Below are 13429 nucleotides of genomic sequence, written 5' to 3' on the forward strand. Positions count from 1 at the left end.
CCTTACTGTTTTTGCTGCGAGAAATAGGTGGCGATGACCGCGATCTGCTCATCGGTGTAGCCCTTGGCGATCTGCGGCATGATGGTGCCGGTGCGCTTGCCCGTCTTGTATTCCGCCATGGTCTCCACGATCGACGCCGAGGTGCGCCCGGCCAGTGAGGGAATGGCTGCGGTGGACACGCCATGCGGCCCGTGGCAGTTGAAGCAGGTGGCGGCCAGCGCCTGGCTCGGCGTGACCAGATCGGCCGCTTGCACCGCGCCCGTGGCGCAGAGCAGGGACGTCGTCAACAACAGTTTGCGCAACATTCGATGCCTCCTTGAGGGGATTTAGCTGCAGACCAGAAGACATCAAAAGTCTTTGATCTAAAGCAAAAGGTATCGAAATGTAGCAAATGGATACATTCGGGTGAACCAGCAGGAATTTGCCACGCTTGAGCGCTGTCAATACCCGGGTGCGTAGGCGAGCGGCTGTGTGACCCGGGTCACACAATTCGATCGGGTGCTGCCAGCTGAGAGGCGACAGCCTGCCGCAGAGGCCGCCTCGTGGATCGACTCAGGGCTTGATGTAGTACCAGCCCTCGGACTGCAGCTTGACCAGCTCATAAACCCCAGCCGGAACCACCGTCGCTTCGAGCACCAGTTCGCTTTGCGGAATTTTGAGAAAGGTCAGGGTGTTGTTGCAGGCCTTGAACTGCACGCCCTGATTGGCTAAATCACCGATCATCCCGGAGAACAGCGCGCCTTGCGGCGTTTTGGCGCCGTTGAGCAGAAAGTGAATGGCCTTGCCGTAACCCACCACGATGAACTGCATCTTGGGGTCGAGTTCCAGCACGTTCTGGATATTGATCAGCCCCTCATAGGCCTGCTCCAGGCTGTCGCTGATTTGAAACGCCACTTTCCACGGCTCGCTGGAAATCTGCTGCGCTGCCACCGGCCCTTGCGTCTGCGCCTGCGCGAGCTGGGCGCCACCCAGGCCAATGAGCCCTGCGCCGAGCAGTCTGATGCGGTCGCGTGGATTCATGGAGGTCTCCTCGATTTTTGGGTCAGGCTGACGTGTGCGGATGGGTGCGCCGCGTGTGCAGATGATGCAGGCTCCAGTGCTGGCGCTCAGCCAGCCAGCGGTACAGCCAATACCCCACCAGGGTGACGAATACCAGCGCCAGAGTATTGAAAAACACCGCTCCGGGCAGGATGGCCAGCAGCTCGAAGCCATTGAAGTCGCGCCATTTCACAACGGCGGTGAGCAAGGCGCTGAGCACGCCGAAACCCGCGCCAATGGCGGCATTGATGCGCAGCAGGGTGGGCAGGGTGAGGACGGCGGTTTCGATCTGGGGGGAAGTCATGTGTGATGGAGAAAAAATCAGTTGCGCACTTCACCGTCGCCCAGCACCACCCACTTCACGCTGGTCAGACCTTCCAGACCCACTGGGCCGCGGGCGTGAAACTTGTCGGTGGAAATGCCGATTTCCGCGCCCAGGCCATATTCGAACCCGTCAGCGAACCGCGTCGAGGCGTTCACCATGACGCTGGCCGAATCGACCTCGCGCAAAAACCGCATGGCGCGGGGGTGATCGCGGGTGAGAATGGCGTCGGTGTGCTGCGAGCCGTAGCGGTTGATGTGGGCGATGGCTTCATCCACCCCCTCCACCAATTTGATGGAGATGATGGGTGCGAGGTACTCGGCGCTCCAGTCGGCCTCGGTGGCATCACGCAGCAGCGGTGCGGCGCCGGGCACGGCAGCGAGCAGGGCGCGGCTGGCCGGGCAGCAGCGCATTTCCACGCCCTTGCGCACGAACGCGGCGCCGATGCGCGGCAGGAAATCAGCCGCCATATCGCGGGCGACCAGCAAGGACTCGGCTGCGTTGCACGGGCTGTAGCGCTGGGTCTTGGCGTTTTCTGTCACGCGAACGGCCATGTCGAGATCGGCGCCGCTGTCCACATACACATGGCAGTTGCCATCGAGGTGCTTGATGACCGGCACCCGCGCTTCGGCGCTGATGCGCTCAATCAGCCCCTTGCCGCCGCGCGGAATGATGACGTCGACGAATTGCGGCATGGTGATGAGCGCCCCCACGGCGGCACGGTCGGTGGTCGGCACTAGTTGCACCGCGTCGGCGGGCAGACCCGCAGTCTGCAACGCCTGCGCCACCAGATCGGCCAGCGCGCGGTTGCTGTGTATGGCTTCTGAGCCGCCGCGCAGAATGACCGCGTTACCGCTCTTGATGGCGAGCGACGCGGCCTCGATGGTGACATTGGGCCGACTCTCGTAAATCATGCCGAACACGCCCAGCGGCACCCGCATCTGCCCCACGCTGATACCGCTGGGTCGGCGGCGCACGCCGTCAATGCCGCCGATCGGGTCGGCCAGCGCGGCGACCTGCTCGCAGCTTTGCGCCATCTGCTCGACCACCTTATCGCTCAGGGTGAGACGATCGACGAACGCCGCTTCCAGCCCGGCTTCGCGCGCTGCGTGCAAGTCGCGCAGATTGGCGTCCTGCAGGGCGGGACGATGCGCCCGGATGGCGGCGGCCAGCGCGACCAGCGCACGATCTTTCGCCGCGGTTGATGCCCGGGCCATGTCGCGCGAGGCGGCGCGAGCACGAGCCCCGAGGTCGGCCATCAGGGTGTGAATCTGTTCAGAAGAAGCGTCCATGAAACTGTAAATAAAGCAGAAGTTTCAAAATTCGGGCCGACAAACGATACTCAAGGTCATGCAATCCCAATAAGCTATTCAGGTCGCCCTAGCGAGGTGCAATTGTGCGCTAAGGGGGCTGGACTTGCTGAACTGAATTATCGACCAAGGAGTGAATCATGGGGCTGTTCGATAGCGTGGCTGGGGGTTTGGGGCAGATGCTGGGAGGCCAGCAGGCCCAGGGCGCAGCGGGGGACAACCCGATGCTGCAGGTGGTCATGGGGCTGATGAACAACAGCGGCGGTCTGAGTGGGCTGCTGGATAAGTTCCAGCAGGGCGGCCTGGGCGATCTGGTGCAGTCGTGGGTGGGCACGGGCTCGAATCTGCCGATTTCGGCCGAGCAGATTCAGCAGGTGCTGGGCAGCGGCGCACTGGGCGATATTGCCAGCAAACTTGGCATTCAGCCGGAACAGGCTGCGGGGGAGTTGTCGCAGGCGCTGCCCGATGTGGTGGACAAACTCACGCCGGGTGGCCAGTTGCCGACCGAGGGCGATCTGATGGCGACCGCGCAGCAGATGCTGGGCAAGCTGCTGGGTTGAAGCCCCGGTAATGTTTTGACGCAGATTCGATCAGACCAGCAATCGCATTTCTGATCGATATCGACAGAAGGCGTTTGTTCATTCCGCCAACCGCCTTTAGACTTCGCCTCGACTTTGACAGGGTTTTCCCGCAACGGCAATCGTCATTTGCCGCGCAATATGAAACCCTGCACCGACTTGAGAGGAGTCTCCCCATGCGTCAATTCATCCCGATGCGCCGAGTGCTGGCCGTGGCCACGCTCGGCGCCTTGTTTTGGGCCGCGCCTTCTAGCTGGGCTGCCGCCCCGCCTGAAGCGGCGTCCTGCATCGCCTGTCACGGCGCAGGTGGCATGGGCAATGCGGCTGCGGGTTATCCGCGACTGGCGGGTCTGCCCGAGCAATATCTGGCCGATCAACTGCGCTATTTCGCCGACGGCGCGCGCAACAACGCCATCATGTCCGGCATGGCCAAACCGCTGAGTGCAGCGCAGGTCACCGCACTGGCGACTTATTACTCCAAGCTCAAGCCCAGCGGCAAACCCGCGCCCATGCCAACCGGAGCGGCGGCGGCCGAGGGTGAGCGGCTGGCGCTGCGCGGCGATTGGGAAAAAGGCATTCCTGCCTGTATCCGCTGTCATGGCCCGGGAGCGGTTGGCGTGGGTGAGAACTTCCCCGCTCTGGTCGGCCAGAGCGCCGCCTATATCGAGGCGCAGATCAAGGCCTGGAAGGATGGCAGCCGCAGCGGCGATCCGCTGGGCCTGATGCACACCGTCGCCTTGCGCATGACCGATGCGCAAACGCAGGCCGTGGCGCAGTGGCTTGCGGCGCAGCCCCTGAGTCCTGCCAAGTCCGCCTCGGCAAAACATTGATCGGAGCGCACCATGACACGCAAACAAACCCCTATGACGCTGGCGCTGTGCGCGCTTGGTCTCTTTGCCGCTTCTGCGGCTTCGGCCTTGGCGGCCGATGCGCCGATGGCGCCCCCCAAGTCAGAAATCAACGCAGCGGTCGGCACCGGCGCCAAATTCACCCCGCCGCCAGAGTCGGCCATTCCCGATGATGATTTCGGCAAGATGGTCAAGCTCGGGCGTGACATCATGCTCGACACGCCCAAATACGCGAAAGACTTTGTCGGCAACACCCTGAGCTGTGTGAACTGCCATACCGACGCCGGCCGCATGGCGGGCTCAGCGCCGCTATGGGCGGCGTATGTCAGCTATCCCGCCTATCGCGGCAAGAACAAAAAGGTCAACACGTTCGAGGAGCGCCTGCAAGGCTGCTTCAAGTTCAGCCAAAACGGCAAGGCGCCCCCCTTGGGCAGCAAAACCCTGGTGGCGCTGGAGAGCTATTCCTACTGGCTTTCCAAGGGGCTGCCGGTCGATGAAAAAGTGGCGGGGCGCGGTTACCCGAACCTGCCCGAGCCGCAGCAGGCGCCCGACTATGTGCGGGGTCAGAAGGTGTACGAGGCCAAGTGCATTTTGTGTCACGCCGCCAATGGAGAGGGGCAGTACGTCAACGGCGAAACGGTGTTTCCGCCGCTGTGGGGTCCCAAGTCGTTCAACTGGGGCGCGGGCATGGGCAGCTACAAAAACGCGGCCAAGTTCATTTACGCCAATATGCCCTACGGCATGAGCTACAGCCTGAGCCCGCAGGAGGCTTGGGACGTCGCCTATTTCATGGACGCGCAGGAGCGCCCGCAAGACCCGCGCTGGCAGGGCAGCGTGGCGGCCACCCGTGCCAAGTTCCACGACAGCAAGTTCAGCCTGTACGGCACCAAGGTCAACGGCAAGCTGCTGGGTGACATCGGGGCACCCAAACCTCGCTGATTGTTCGGCGGATTGTTCAGCGGATTCATCGCTGAGTGATCGTCGAGCTCCGCCTCATGTCTGTGGCGACGCCCTGCTTCTGCGGGGCGTTGCGCTTTCAGGGGGCCGCGTCGCGCGGCTCGATGTTTTTGAAAAACCGCTGATACAAGACCAGATAGGCGGCCTGAAACGTGGCCGCCACAAAAAACGGGGCGATCAGCCAGCCCAGGTGCAGCAAAACCCCGGCAATCAAAGGCCCAATGGCGCGCGGAATCTGGATGGACACATTGTTGACCGTTGCGGCCAGACCGCGCCGATCCGCGCCCGTCAGGCTCACCGTCAGTGCTTGACGCACGCCCGTGGTGCCTTGATTCGCGGTGGCGCGCAGGGCGTAAAAACCGGCTGCGATCGAGAACACCGGCGACAAAGGCGTGAGCACCAGCATGATCAGCCCCATCGTGCGCATGCCGACGACGGCCCGCACCGCGCCGAAGCGCTGCGCTAGGCGGCTTGCGATCTGCGCGCCGAAAGCGGCGAAAACAAAGCTCACCGCCATGGCCGGCCCAATGCTGGCCGGCCCGTGCCCGTAGCGCACCAGATACCAATAGGCCATCAGCGGGGCGACCATGCCGATGCCCAGGCCGTTGAGCGCATTCACCAATCCGAGCCGCCAGAGCAAGGCGTTTTCGCGCAGGTGACGGGCTTGGCGATCCGCCTGATCTTGGTCTTCGGGAACCGTTGCCAGGGCCGGCGGACGAGCTTCAGGGTTTGCCGCTGTCGGGGCGTCTTCGGCTTTCAGCAGCAGAAAAAACCCTATCGCCGAGCCCAGCAGCGGCAGGATGAATAGGCTGCGGTAAGCCCAATCCGTCGGCATGAGGGCGCTGAGCCAATGGGGGGCAGCGCCCAACACGGCGCCCAGCGCCATGCCGAGCATGCCCAGCGTGGAGTTCAGACTGAAAATCTGTGAGCGCAGCGCGGGCGGCGTGCCGTGGGCCAGCCACGATTGCTCCAGCGGCCCGAACGGACCGGCGGCTCCATTGGCGCCGCGGCCAAATCCGCCCAGCAAGGCCGCGGGCACCAGCAGCCAGGGTGTGGCTGCGAGCAGGGCCACCGCCGCGCAAACGACGAGAACCAGCTCGTATCCCAACAGGAATTGGCGCCGCCCGAGCCGGTCGCTCAACGGTCCGATCCACAGCGTGAGTGCCGCGCCGATGAACAGCCCGCCGCTGAGCACCGCGCCGATCTGCGGCGCGTTCCAGTTCAGCGCGTGCAGGTACAGGGTGAAGGCGGCGACCAGCGCGCCCTGACCGATGCTCCGCGCAGTGCGGGCGAGGATGATGCGCCGCGCCGCCGGAGAAATCTGCGCCCAGGCGCCGCGCTTGTGGTTGAACGCGTCACCGGGCCGCTGGGTGAATGCTTCGGGCGCTGCAGTCTGCATTTTCCCGCCGCGCTTATTCCGGCGCAGCACCTGTTGTGGTTGCGGCGGTCGCCACGCGGGTGTCGCGAATTTCCACGGTGCGCGCCTGTTGCGGCGGCTTGGCCGCCGAGCCTGCGGGGGCGGCCATGTAATGCTTGATCTGGGCAATCACAGCCGGCTTGTCCCAATCTTCCGGCCCCATGGTGCGGGCGATCTCTTCGCCCTGCTTGTTGATCAGGATGGTCGTCGGCGTGCCCAGAATGCTCAGGGTGTCGAGCACCTGGGTGGTGGGGTCGACGTAGATCGGCAGGTGGCTGATGAAGTTATCGTCGTAAAAGCTTTTCACGGTATAGATGCCGCCCTTGTCCACCGAAAGCGGCACGACAGCGAAGTTTTTGCCGCCAAGCAGCTTTTGCAGTTTGTCCAGCGTGGGCATTTCGTGGACGCAGGGCGGGCACCAGGTCGCCCAGATATTGAGCAGCACGACCTTGCCCTTGAAATCCGCCAGGGTCATGTGCTTGCCCTGCGCGTTTTCGAAAGTGACCTGAGACAGCGGCAACTTGTGCGCTGTGGGGTAGGGGGTAAAGGTGAATCCCGCCGCCCAGGAAGCGGGCGTGCAGGCGGCGCAGAGCACGATTGCGGCGCTGGCGCGGCGCAAAAAAACGGTAAGAGACTGCATGAAACGGCTCCAACAAATGAAATGACCACGCCATCGGCGGCGGCTGACGCCGACATCCCGAGGTCATCACGCAGACAGCGCGGGCGTGGCGAATGATGACAACATAGCCGGGCTGCGCTTAGGGCGACGTAACGGGTTGTAGTGCCTGTTCGGCGTATGGTGGCATCTTTGCTGACCCGCTTACGCCATGCCTGCCTCACTCGATCTGCAACTGGCGCACCTCGTTCTCGCGGTGCATCTGGGCGTGATTGTGTTCAATGTGGCCGGTCTGATCGTCGTGCCGCTGGGCGCATGGCGGCGTTGGCGCTGGGTGCGCGGCTGCGTCTGGCGCGCAGCGCATCTGCTGTCGATGGCGGTGGTGGCGGCGCAGGCAGCGTTGGGGCGTGCCTGCTTTCTCACCTTGTGGCAGAGCGCGCTGATGCAAGATGCCGGACAGCGCGGCTATACCGCGGGCCTGATCCAGACCTGGATCGATCATTTGATTTTCTGGAATCTGCCCCTGGCGGTGTTCACTGTCATCTATCTGGCCGTGGGGGCCTACACCCTGGCGTTGTGGTGGTGGGTGCCACCGCGCTGCAGGCGGGTCAGGGCCCAGCCCAGCAGCAAGGCGAACGCCGCCAGCAGCACCTCGGGCCAGTCGCCGTAACGTGACGCCAGCCAGGCGAACGGCGTCAGTCCCGCGTGCCCCTGCACCGAGCCGGTCAGTACCCCGACGGTGTAGGGCGGCAACTCGGCGGCGACCTGGCCGTGGGCGTTGATGATGGCGGTGGCGCCCGTATTGGTGGCGCGAATGCCGGGGATCTGGAATTCCAGCGAACGCATGCGCGCGATTTCCAGATGCTGCGGGATGATGATGGTGTTGCCGAACCAGCCAAGATTGGTCAGGTTGGCGAACACATTCGGCGCGTGCGCGGGGTTGCGAAAGCGCTGCGCCATCTGCGCGCCGAAAAGGTCTTCGTAGCAGATGTTCGGCGCCACTTTCACGCCCCGCACCACAAAGGGCGGCTGATCGAGCCCGCCGCGCGCAAAGCTGCCCAGCGGCATGTCCATCAGTTTGACAAACCAGTGAAAACCGTAGGGCACGAACTCGCCAAACGGCACCAGATGCGATTTGTCATAGCGATAGGGCGCAGCGCCCCCCAGTCCCAGCACACTATTGGTGTATTGATCGGCGCCGCGGGTGAGCGGAATGCCCAGCAACGCGGCGGTGTGGTGCTCGCGCAGCGCCCGCTCGATCTGCCGCAGATAGCCGGGGTCGAGATCTTCAGGCAGCACGGGCACGGCGGTTTCCGGCGTGACGATGAGATTGGCTTTGAGCGAACTCAGCCAGTTGCCGTAGAGCTGCAGCGTGGGGCCCAGTGTTTCGGGCTTGAATTTTTCCGACTGGGCGACATCGCCCTGGAGCAAGGCGACTTTGAGCGCCGGGCCGACCGCATGCGTCCAGCGCACCTGCTGCAATTGCAAGCCGCCGAGAAAAAGCGCCACCAGCAGGCCCAGACTGACCAGCGCACCCCGCAAGCTCACTTGCGAGAGCAGCGCCAACAGCGCGGCGGCCAATGCGGCGGCGAAGTTCACGCCGTACTGGCCGATCACCGGGGCGTAGCCGGAGAGCGGGTTGCCGACCTGGGCATAGCCCAGGGCCAGCCACGGAAATCCGGTGAACAGCGTGCCGCGCAACCATTCCGCCAGCGTCCACCCTCCGGCCAACACCAGCGTGGCGCCGATGGCGCGGGCCAGTTTCCAGGGCTCGCGCCCTGCCGCGGGGGCGAGTGCGGCTGCAAGTGCAGCGGCCAGCGTGGGGTAGAGGGCGAGATAGGCACAGAACAACAGCAAGGCACCGCCCGCAATCGGCGGCGCCATGCCGCCATACACCGCCATACTGATATAAAGCCACCACAGCCCGCCCGTGAACCAGCCCAGCCCGAGACTGAAACCGAGCAAGGCGCCGCGCTTGGCCCGGTCTTTCGGGCGGGGCTGCGTATCGGCCCACAGCAGGCTGATCCAGGCGGCCAGAATGACGATTGACCATCCGCCGAGCTGCTGCCGCCCGAAGGTCTGGGCGAGCAGCACGCCCAGCACGATGGAGACAAACGGCGCAAACCGGGGTTGAGTGAATTGGCGCAGCAGACCGCGCGGCAGGGCGCTGGCGGCTGCGCTCTGGGTATCGCGTTTGGCGGGACGTTCGGACATAAGGGGATGAGAAGCCTGAAAGGGCGGAGTGGGCAGCGCCCGCACTTTAACCTGCGGGCATTTCGCTGCCGTCGGCGTAGGGGTCGGAAATGCCGAAGCGTTGCAACACCGTCACCTCGTGACGTTCCATCTCTTGTGCCTCTAGCTCGGTCTGATGATCCCAGCCCTGCGCGTGCAGCAGACCGTGTATGACCAGATGGGCGTAGTGCGACCCAAGCGGCTTGTGCTGCGCCAGCGCTTCGCCAGCGACCACGGGGCAGCACAGCACGATGTCGGCCTGAACCGGCCAGTGGCTGTAATCGAAGGTCAGCACATTGGTGGGGTAATCCTTGCCGCGATAGGCCCGGTTGAGCGCCCGGCCTTCGTCAGCAGCCACAAAACGCAAGGTGATCTGATGCGCCTCAGACAACGCCCCGGCCTGCGGTAGAGCATCGAAACTTTCGGGGCCCACGCGCAAGGCGGCGCGAACCCAGCGCAGCAGCAGGGCGCGCGGCAACTGATCGCGGTGCGTCGTATCGGCAAACTGCACCGAAAGCCGCAACGCAGGTTTCGTGGGGCGTGCGGCGCGAGTCATGCGGAGCGCGGTGGCCGTCGACGGGATGAGGTGGCGCTGGCCAAATCGCCTGCGCTCGCGCCGGACGGCGGCTCGCCTTTCAGTGCGACGTCATGCGCATCGTAGGCATCAACGATACGCGCCACCAGCGGGTGCCGAACCACGTCCTGGCTGGTGAATGAGTTGAAGGCGATGCCGCGCACATCGGCCAGCACCTTCTGGGCTTGCGCCAGACCGCTTTGCGTTCCGCGCGGCAAGTCCACTTGGCTGACGTCGCCGGTGATGACGGCGCGCGAACCGAAGCCGATGCGGGTGAGGAACATTTTCATCTGCTCAGGCGTGGTGTTCTGCGCCTCATCCAGAATGATGAACGACTGGTTGAGTGTGCGTCCGCGCATGAAAGCCAGCGGCGCGATCTCGATGGCGCCGCGTTCGAACAATTTTTGCGTTTTTTCCATGCCGAGCAGGTCGTACAGCGCGTCGTACAAAGGTCGCAGATACGGGTCGATCTTCTGGGTCAGATCGCCGGGCAAGAAACCGAGCCGCTCCCCGGCTTCGACCGCGGGGCGCGTCAGCACCAGACGGGTGATGGCGTGACGCTCCAGCGCATCGACGGCGCAGGCCACCGCGAGAAAGGTTTTGCCCGTGCCCGCCGGGCCTATGCCAAAGGTGATGTCGTGCTGAAGAATGTTGCGGATGTACTGAACCTGATTAGGCGTGCGGCCGTGCAGACTTTCCCGGCGGGTGTAGAGCACCGGCTCGTCGTCGGCCGCGGTGAGTTTGGGGCGCTGCCCTTGTGCGGCTTGCACCAGTTCGAGCTGGATGTCTTCCAGACTGAAGCGTGCGTCGGCCCGGCCCCAGAGCGTTTGCAGCAGATCGAGTGCGCGCCGGGCGGCGGCACTTTCGCCCTCGATGCTCACGGTGCCGGCACGACGCGACAGGCGAACGTCGAACGCGACCTCGATCTGCCTGAGGTTTTCATCCAGCGGGCCGCAGAGCTGGGCGAGGCGGGCATTGTCGGGCGGGGAAAAAGTGTGTCGAAGTTGCACGGGCGAGTTGGGCATGGGGACGAATAAGGTTGCGGAGCCGATGGCGGCACAAATCCCCGCATTCAGAGGCGTGAGTTGATAGTATCGGGCTGACGCCGTCATTGTCTGCTCGGCGCAAGAATCAGAAACGGAAGCCGATGAGCACCATGCAATGCGCTTTGGTCGTCGATGACCTTCCCGCTGTGCGGGCCGGGTTTGTCGAATTGCTGCGCGAAAACTATCCTGGCGTGCGCATTTTCGAGGCGGGTCGCATGGCCGACGCCATGCAGATTCTGCAGCGCGAACCCGTCGATCTGCTGCTGGTCGATCTGGGCCTTCCCGATGCCAGCGGCCTGGAATTGATCCGCACCCTCACGGAAACCCGCCCACAGGCCCGCTCTGTCGTGGTCACCATCTTCGACGATGACGACCATCTCTTCCCCGCTCTGCAAGCGGGCGCCTTCGGTTATTTGCTCAAAGATCGCCCAAAAATCGAGTTGCGTGCCCAACTTCGACGCATCCAGGATGGCGAGCCACCCTTGTCGCCCAGTATTGCCCGTCGCATGGTGCAGCATTTCACCCATCTGCATCGCACGATGTCGGCGCCTTCTTCAAATCTGCCGCAAGAAGAACACATTGCGCTCACCGAGCGCGAGAGCGAGGTGCTGCAACTGGTGGGCAAGGGTTACACCCTGCCAGAAATTGCCGTTCAGCTCCGCCTGTCGCGACACACTGTGGCCGATTACGTCAAACAGATCTACCGCAAGCTCAACATCTCTTCGCGCGCTGAAGCTGCTCTGGAGGCGGTGCGGCGCGGTTTGGTGCGTTGAATCCTGCTCCCTTTGGCTCTTCGCTCTTTCCTGGAAATTCGCTATGTCATTCAACCCGATGTCGACCGATCAGTCCGAGTGCTATCTGAATGGCGCCTTTCAGCCGCTTGCTCAATGCCAAGTATCCGTACTTGATCGTGGCTTCATCTTTGGGGACGGGGTCTATGAGGTGATTCCCGTTTATGGCAGGCGGGTTTTCCGGGCCCATGACCACCTCGCAAGACTGGCACGCAGCCTAGACGCTGTGGGTATCAAGAATCCCAGTCATGCCAACGACTGGCTGGCGCTGGTACGGGAACTCATCGCGCGCAACGCCCCTGACGATCAGTGCATATATATACAAGTCACCCGTGGCGTGGCCAAGCGCGATCATGCGTTTCCCCAAGGTGTCGAGCCGACCGTGTTCATGATGAGCTTTCCGTTTCCGCACGTGCCCGAACAAAAGCGCGCCCAAGGTGTGGCCTGCATCACGGCGCCCGATCTACGCTGGAGAAACGCGCATATCAAATCGATCTCGCTTCTCGGCAACGTCTTGGCCCGGCAACTCTCTGTTGAGAGTGACGCCACTGAAACCGTTCTCATCAGAGACGGCCAACTGACCGAAGCCTCGGCCTCAAATGTTTGGTTGGTGCGCAACGGCCGACTCGCGGCCCCCCTTCGGGATCACGACAAGCTGGAAGGCATCCGTGTCGGGTTGCTGCAAGAGCTGTGCGGCGAAATTGGAGTCAAACTTGAATTTCGCCCCATCTCCGAGTGGGAGCTGCGCTGCGCCGACGAAATTTTGCTCACCTCCGCAACAAAAGAGGTGCTCTCCGTCGCGACACTGGATGGCAAGGCAGTGGGCCAAGGCAAGCCCGGGCCAGTGGCGACCGCACTCTACAGTGCCTACCAAGAAGCCAAGAAAAGCCAGTCTCATTAGCCGTAGTCAGCGTTGAGACGCCCTGGCAATGAGGGACTTTTACCGGGCTGTCACGAAAGTGCTTGACAGGCCGTTTCGCCCCATGCACAATCTCATCTCTCGGCGCTAACCGAGCCAAGCAGTCGAGCAGAATACAGAATAACCTTCTGCTTGACCGGGAATTAAAAATAGTGCAATAATTGATGTCTTCGCTGCAAAAAAAAGCAGCGACCGAAGCAAAGAAAAGAATAAAACATTTCGCTTGACTCGGGATTAAAAGTAGTGCAATAATTGATGTCTTCGCTGCAAACGCAGCAAACGCCTAAATAGGCGGGCTCATTAAGAAATCAACCGATAAGCGTGGGCGTTTGGCTTGATGCAAATATACCAAACGCTCATATGAAGTACGGAAATTTTCCGTAATTCCTTGAGTGAGCATTGTTCGCAATGCAAAATGATCGAACTATAGAGTTTGATCCTGGCTCAGATTGAACGCTAGCGGCATGCTTTACACATGCAAGTCGAACGGCAACGCGGGGTAACCTGGCGGCGAGTGGCGAACGGGTGAGTAATACATCGGAACGTGCCCTGTGATGGGGGATAACTACGCGAAAGCGTAGCTAATACCGCATACGACCTACGGGTGAAAGTGGGGGATCGCAAGACCTCACGTCATAGGAGCGGCCGATGGCGGATTAGCTAGTTGGTGAGGTAAAGGCTTACCAAGGCAACGATCCGTAGCTGGTCTGAGAGGACGACCAGCCACACTGGGACTGAGACACGGCCCAGACTCCTACGGGAGGCAGCAGTGGGGAATCTT

Annotated in this window: 15 protein-coding genes and 1 rRNA gene; 7 read left to right on the plus strand and 9 right to left on the minus strand. The window is 62.6% G+C overall.

The window, feature by feature from the left end; genetic code table 11:
• Nucleotides 1–2: 2 nt before the first annotated feature.
• The 4 genes from B3H47_RS07000 to B3H47_RS07015 form a co-directional block, all read right to left on the minus strand.
• A complete protein-coding gene (locus B3H47_RS07000; protein ID WP_013124335.1) occupies nt 3–305 on the minus strand; it encodes a c-type cytochrome in 303 nt (100 codons plus the stop codon).
• A 247-nt stretch (nt 306–552) separates the two neighbouring features.
• Entirely contained in the window at nt 553–1020 is a 468-nt protein-coding gene (locus B3H47_RS07005; protein WP_013107299.1) for a DsrE family protein, read from the minus strand.
• A gap of 22 nt (nt 1021–1042) precedes the next feature.
• Nucleotides 1043–1342, minus strand: coding sequence for a hypothetical protein (locus B3H47_RS07010; RefSeq protein ID WP_013107298.1), 300 nt, complete (start codon nt 1340–1342; stop codon nt 1043–1045).
• A 17-nt stretch (nt 1343–1359) separates the two neighbouring features.
• On the minus strand, nt 1360–2652 hold the full coding sequence (locus B3H47_RS07015; RefSeq protein ID WP_286730499.1) for a glutamate-5-semialdehyde dehydrogenase: 1293 nt from the start codon (nt 2650–2652) through the stop codon (nt 1360–1362).
• A 158-nt stretch (nt 2653–2810) separates the two neighbouring features.
• On the opposite strand from B3H47_RS07015, the gene B3H47_RS07020 reads away from it, so the two are divergent.
• The 3 genes from B3H47_RS07020 (at nt 2811) to B3H47_RS07030 (ending at nt 5035) form a co-directional block, all read left to right on the plus strand.
• A complete protein-coding gene (locus B3H47_RS07020; protein WP_276732789.1) occupies nt 2811–3230 on the plus strand; it encodes a YidB family protein in 420 nt (139 codons plus the stop codon).
• Between the two features lie 194 nt (nt 3231–3424).
• On the plus strand, nt 3425–4078 hold the full coding sequence (locus B3H47_RS07025) for a c-type cytochrome (protein ID WP_286730498.1): 654 nt from the start codon (nt 3425–3427) through the stop codon (nt 4076–4078).
• Nucleotides 4079–4090: 12 nt separating this feature from the next.
• Complete coding sequence (locus B3H47_RS07030) at nt 4091–5035, plus strand: c-type cytochrome (RefSeq protein WP_286730497.1); 945 nt, start codon at nt 4091–4093, stop codon at nt 5033–5035.
• A 97-nt stretch (nt 5036–5132) separates the two neighbouring features.
• Here the strand turns inward: B3H47_RS07030 and B3H47_RS07035 are convergent, their stop codons facing one another.
• Together B3H47_RS07035 and B3H47_RS07040 are read right to left on the minus strand one after the other, a co-directional pair.
• Nucleotides 5133–6452 carry an MFS transporter gene (locus tag B3H47_RS07035; protein WP_286986579.1) on the minus strand — a complete coding sequence of 440 codons (1320 nt, stop codon included), beginning with the start codon at nt 6450–6452 and terminating at the stop codon, nt 5133–5135.
• Between the two features lie 13 nt (nt 6453–6465).
• Nucleotides 6466–7110: a TlpA family protein disulfide reductase gene (locus tag B3H47_RS07040; RefSeq protein WP_286730495.1), complete on the minus strand. Its 645-nt coding sequence runs from the start codon at nt 7108–7110 to the stop codon at nt 6466–6468.
• A 187-nt stretch (nt 7111–7297) separates the two neighbouring features.
• Here B3H47_RS07040 and B3H47_RS07045 point away from each other — a divergent pair, with 187 nt between their 5' ends.
• A complete protein-coding gene (locus tag B3H47_RS07045) occupies nt 7298–7756 on the plus strand; it encodes a DUF2784 domain-containing protein (protein WP_286730494.1) in 459 nt (152 codons plus the stop codon).
• On the opposite strand, the gene lnt is transcribed toward B3H47_RS07045, so the two are convergent.
• Genes lnt through B3H47_RS07060 form a run of 3 tightly spaced genes read right to left on the minus strand, consistent with a single transcriptional unit; the run spans nt 7648 to nt 10917 of the window.
• Nucleotides 7648–9300: an apolipoprotein N-acyltransferase gene (gene lnt, locus B3H47_RS07050; protein WP_286730493.1), complete on the minus strand. Its 1653-nt coding sequence runs from the start codon at nt 9298–9300 to the stop codon at nt 7648–7650. The genes B3H47_RS07045 and lnt overlap by 109 nt on opposite strands.
• Before the next feature lie 46 nt (nt 9301–9346).
• On the minus strand, nt 9347–9874 hold the full coding sequence (gene ybeY / locus B3H47_RS07055) for an rRNA maturation RNase YbeY (RefSeq protein WP_286730492.1): 528 nt from the start codon (nt 9872–9874) through the stop codon (nt 9347–9349).
• The gene (locus B3H47_RS07060; protein WP_286730491.1) at nt 9871–10917 is read right to left on the minus strand and encodes a PhoH family protein; all 1047 of its coding nucleotides are present in this window, start codon (nt 10915–10917) and stop codon (nt 9871–9873) included. Before B3H47_RS07060 ends, ybeY begins: the two co-directional genes overlap by 4 nt.
• A 122-nt stretch (nt 10918–11039) precedes the next feature.
• Here B3H47_RS07060 and B3H47_RS07065 point away from each other — a divergent pair, with 122 nt between their 5' ends.
• The 3 genes from B3H47_RS07065 to B3H47_RS07075 all read left to right on the plus strand — a co-directional run.
• A complete protein-coding gene (locus tag B3H47_RS07065; RefSeq protein WP_286730490.1) occupies nt 11040–11711 on the plus strand; it encodes a response regulator in 672 nt (223 codons plus the stop codon).
• 43 nt (nt 11712–11754) lie between these two features.
• On the plus strand, nt 11755–12630 hold the full coding sequence (locus B3H47_RS07070; protein ID WP_276732819.1) for a D-amino acid aminotransferase: 876 nt from the start codon (nt 11755–11757) through the stop codon (nt 12628–12630).
• Between the two features lie 439 nt (nt 12631–13069).
• Nucleotides 13070–13429, plus strand: a 16S ribosomal RNA gene (locus B3H47_RS07075); the annotation flags it as partial.

It is taken from the genome of Thiomonas sp. UBA7699 (genome assembly GCF_002482605.1).
GTDB classification, from domain to species: domain Bacteria; phylum Pseudomonadota; class Gammaproteobacteria; order Burkholderiales; family Burkholderiaceae_C; genus Thiomonas; species Thiomonas arsenitoxydans.

Coding starts and splice junctions, on each gene's coding strand:
- B3H47_RS07000 (WP_013124335.1), bottom strand. CDS start 305: ATGTTGCGCAAACTGTTGTTGACGACGTCCCTGCTCTGCGCCACGGGC.
- B3H47_RS07005 (WP_013107299.1), bottom strand. CDS start 1,020: ATGAATCCACGCGACCGCATCAGACTGCTCGGCGCAGGGCTCATTGGC.
- B3H47_RS07010 (WP_013107298.1), bottom strand. CDS start 1,342: ATGACTTCCCCCCAGATCGAAACCGCCGTCCTCACCCTGCCCACCCTG.
- B3H47_RS07015 (WP_286730499.1), bottom strand. CDS start 2,652: ATGGACGCTTCTTCTGAACAGATTCACACCCTGATGGCCGACCTCGGG.
- B3H47_RS07020 (WP_276732789.1), top strand. CDS start 2,811: ATGGGGCTGTTCGATAGCGTGGCTGGGGGTTTGGGGCAGATGCTGGGA.
- B3H47_RS07025 (WP_286730498.1), top strand. CDS start 3,425: ATGCGTCAATTCATCCCGATGCGCCGAGTGCTGGCCGTGGCCACGCTC.
- B3H47_RS07030 (WP_286730497.1), top strand. CDS start 4,091: ATGACACGCAAACAAACCCCTATGACGCTGGCGCTGTGCGCGCTTGGT.
- B3H47_RS07035 (WP_286986579.1), bottom strand. CDS start 6,452: ATGCAGACTGCAGCGCCCGAAGCATTCACCCAGCGGCCCGGTGACGCG.
- B3H47_RS07040 (WP_286730495.1), bottom strand. CDS start 7,110: ATGCAGTCTCTTACCGTTTTTTTGCGCCGCGCCAGCGCCGCAATCGTG.
- B3H47_RS07045 (WP_286730494.1), top strand. CDS start 7,298: ATGCCTGCCTCACTCGATCTGCAACTGGCGCACCTCGTTCTCGCGGTG.
- lnt (WP_286730493.1), bottom strand. CDS start 9,300: ATGTCCGAACGTCCCGCCAAACGCGATACCCAGAGCGCAGCCGCCAGC.
- ybeY (WP_286730492.1), bottom strand. CDS start 9,874: ATGACTCGCGCCGCACGCCCCACGAAACCTGCGTTGCGGCTTTCGGTG.
- B3H47_RS07060 (WP_286730491.1), bottom strand. CDS start 10,917: ATGCCCAACTCGCCCGTGCAACTTCGACACACTTTTTCCCCGCCCGAC.
- B3H47_RS07065 (WP_286730490.1), top strand. CDS start 11,040: ATGAGCACCATGCAATGCGCTTTGGTCGTCGATGACCTTCCCGCTGTG.
- B3H47_RS07070 (WP_276732819.1), top strand. CDS start 11,755: ATGTCATTCAACCCGATGTCGACCGATCAGTCCGAGTGCTATCTGAAT.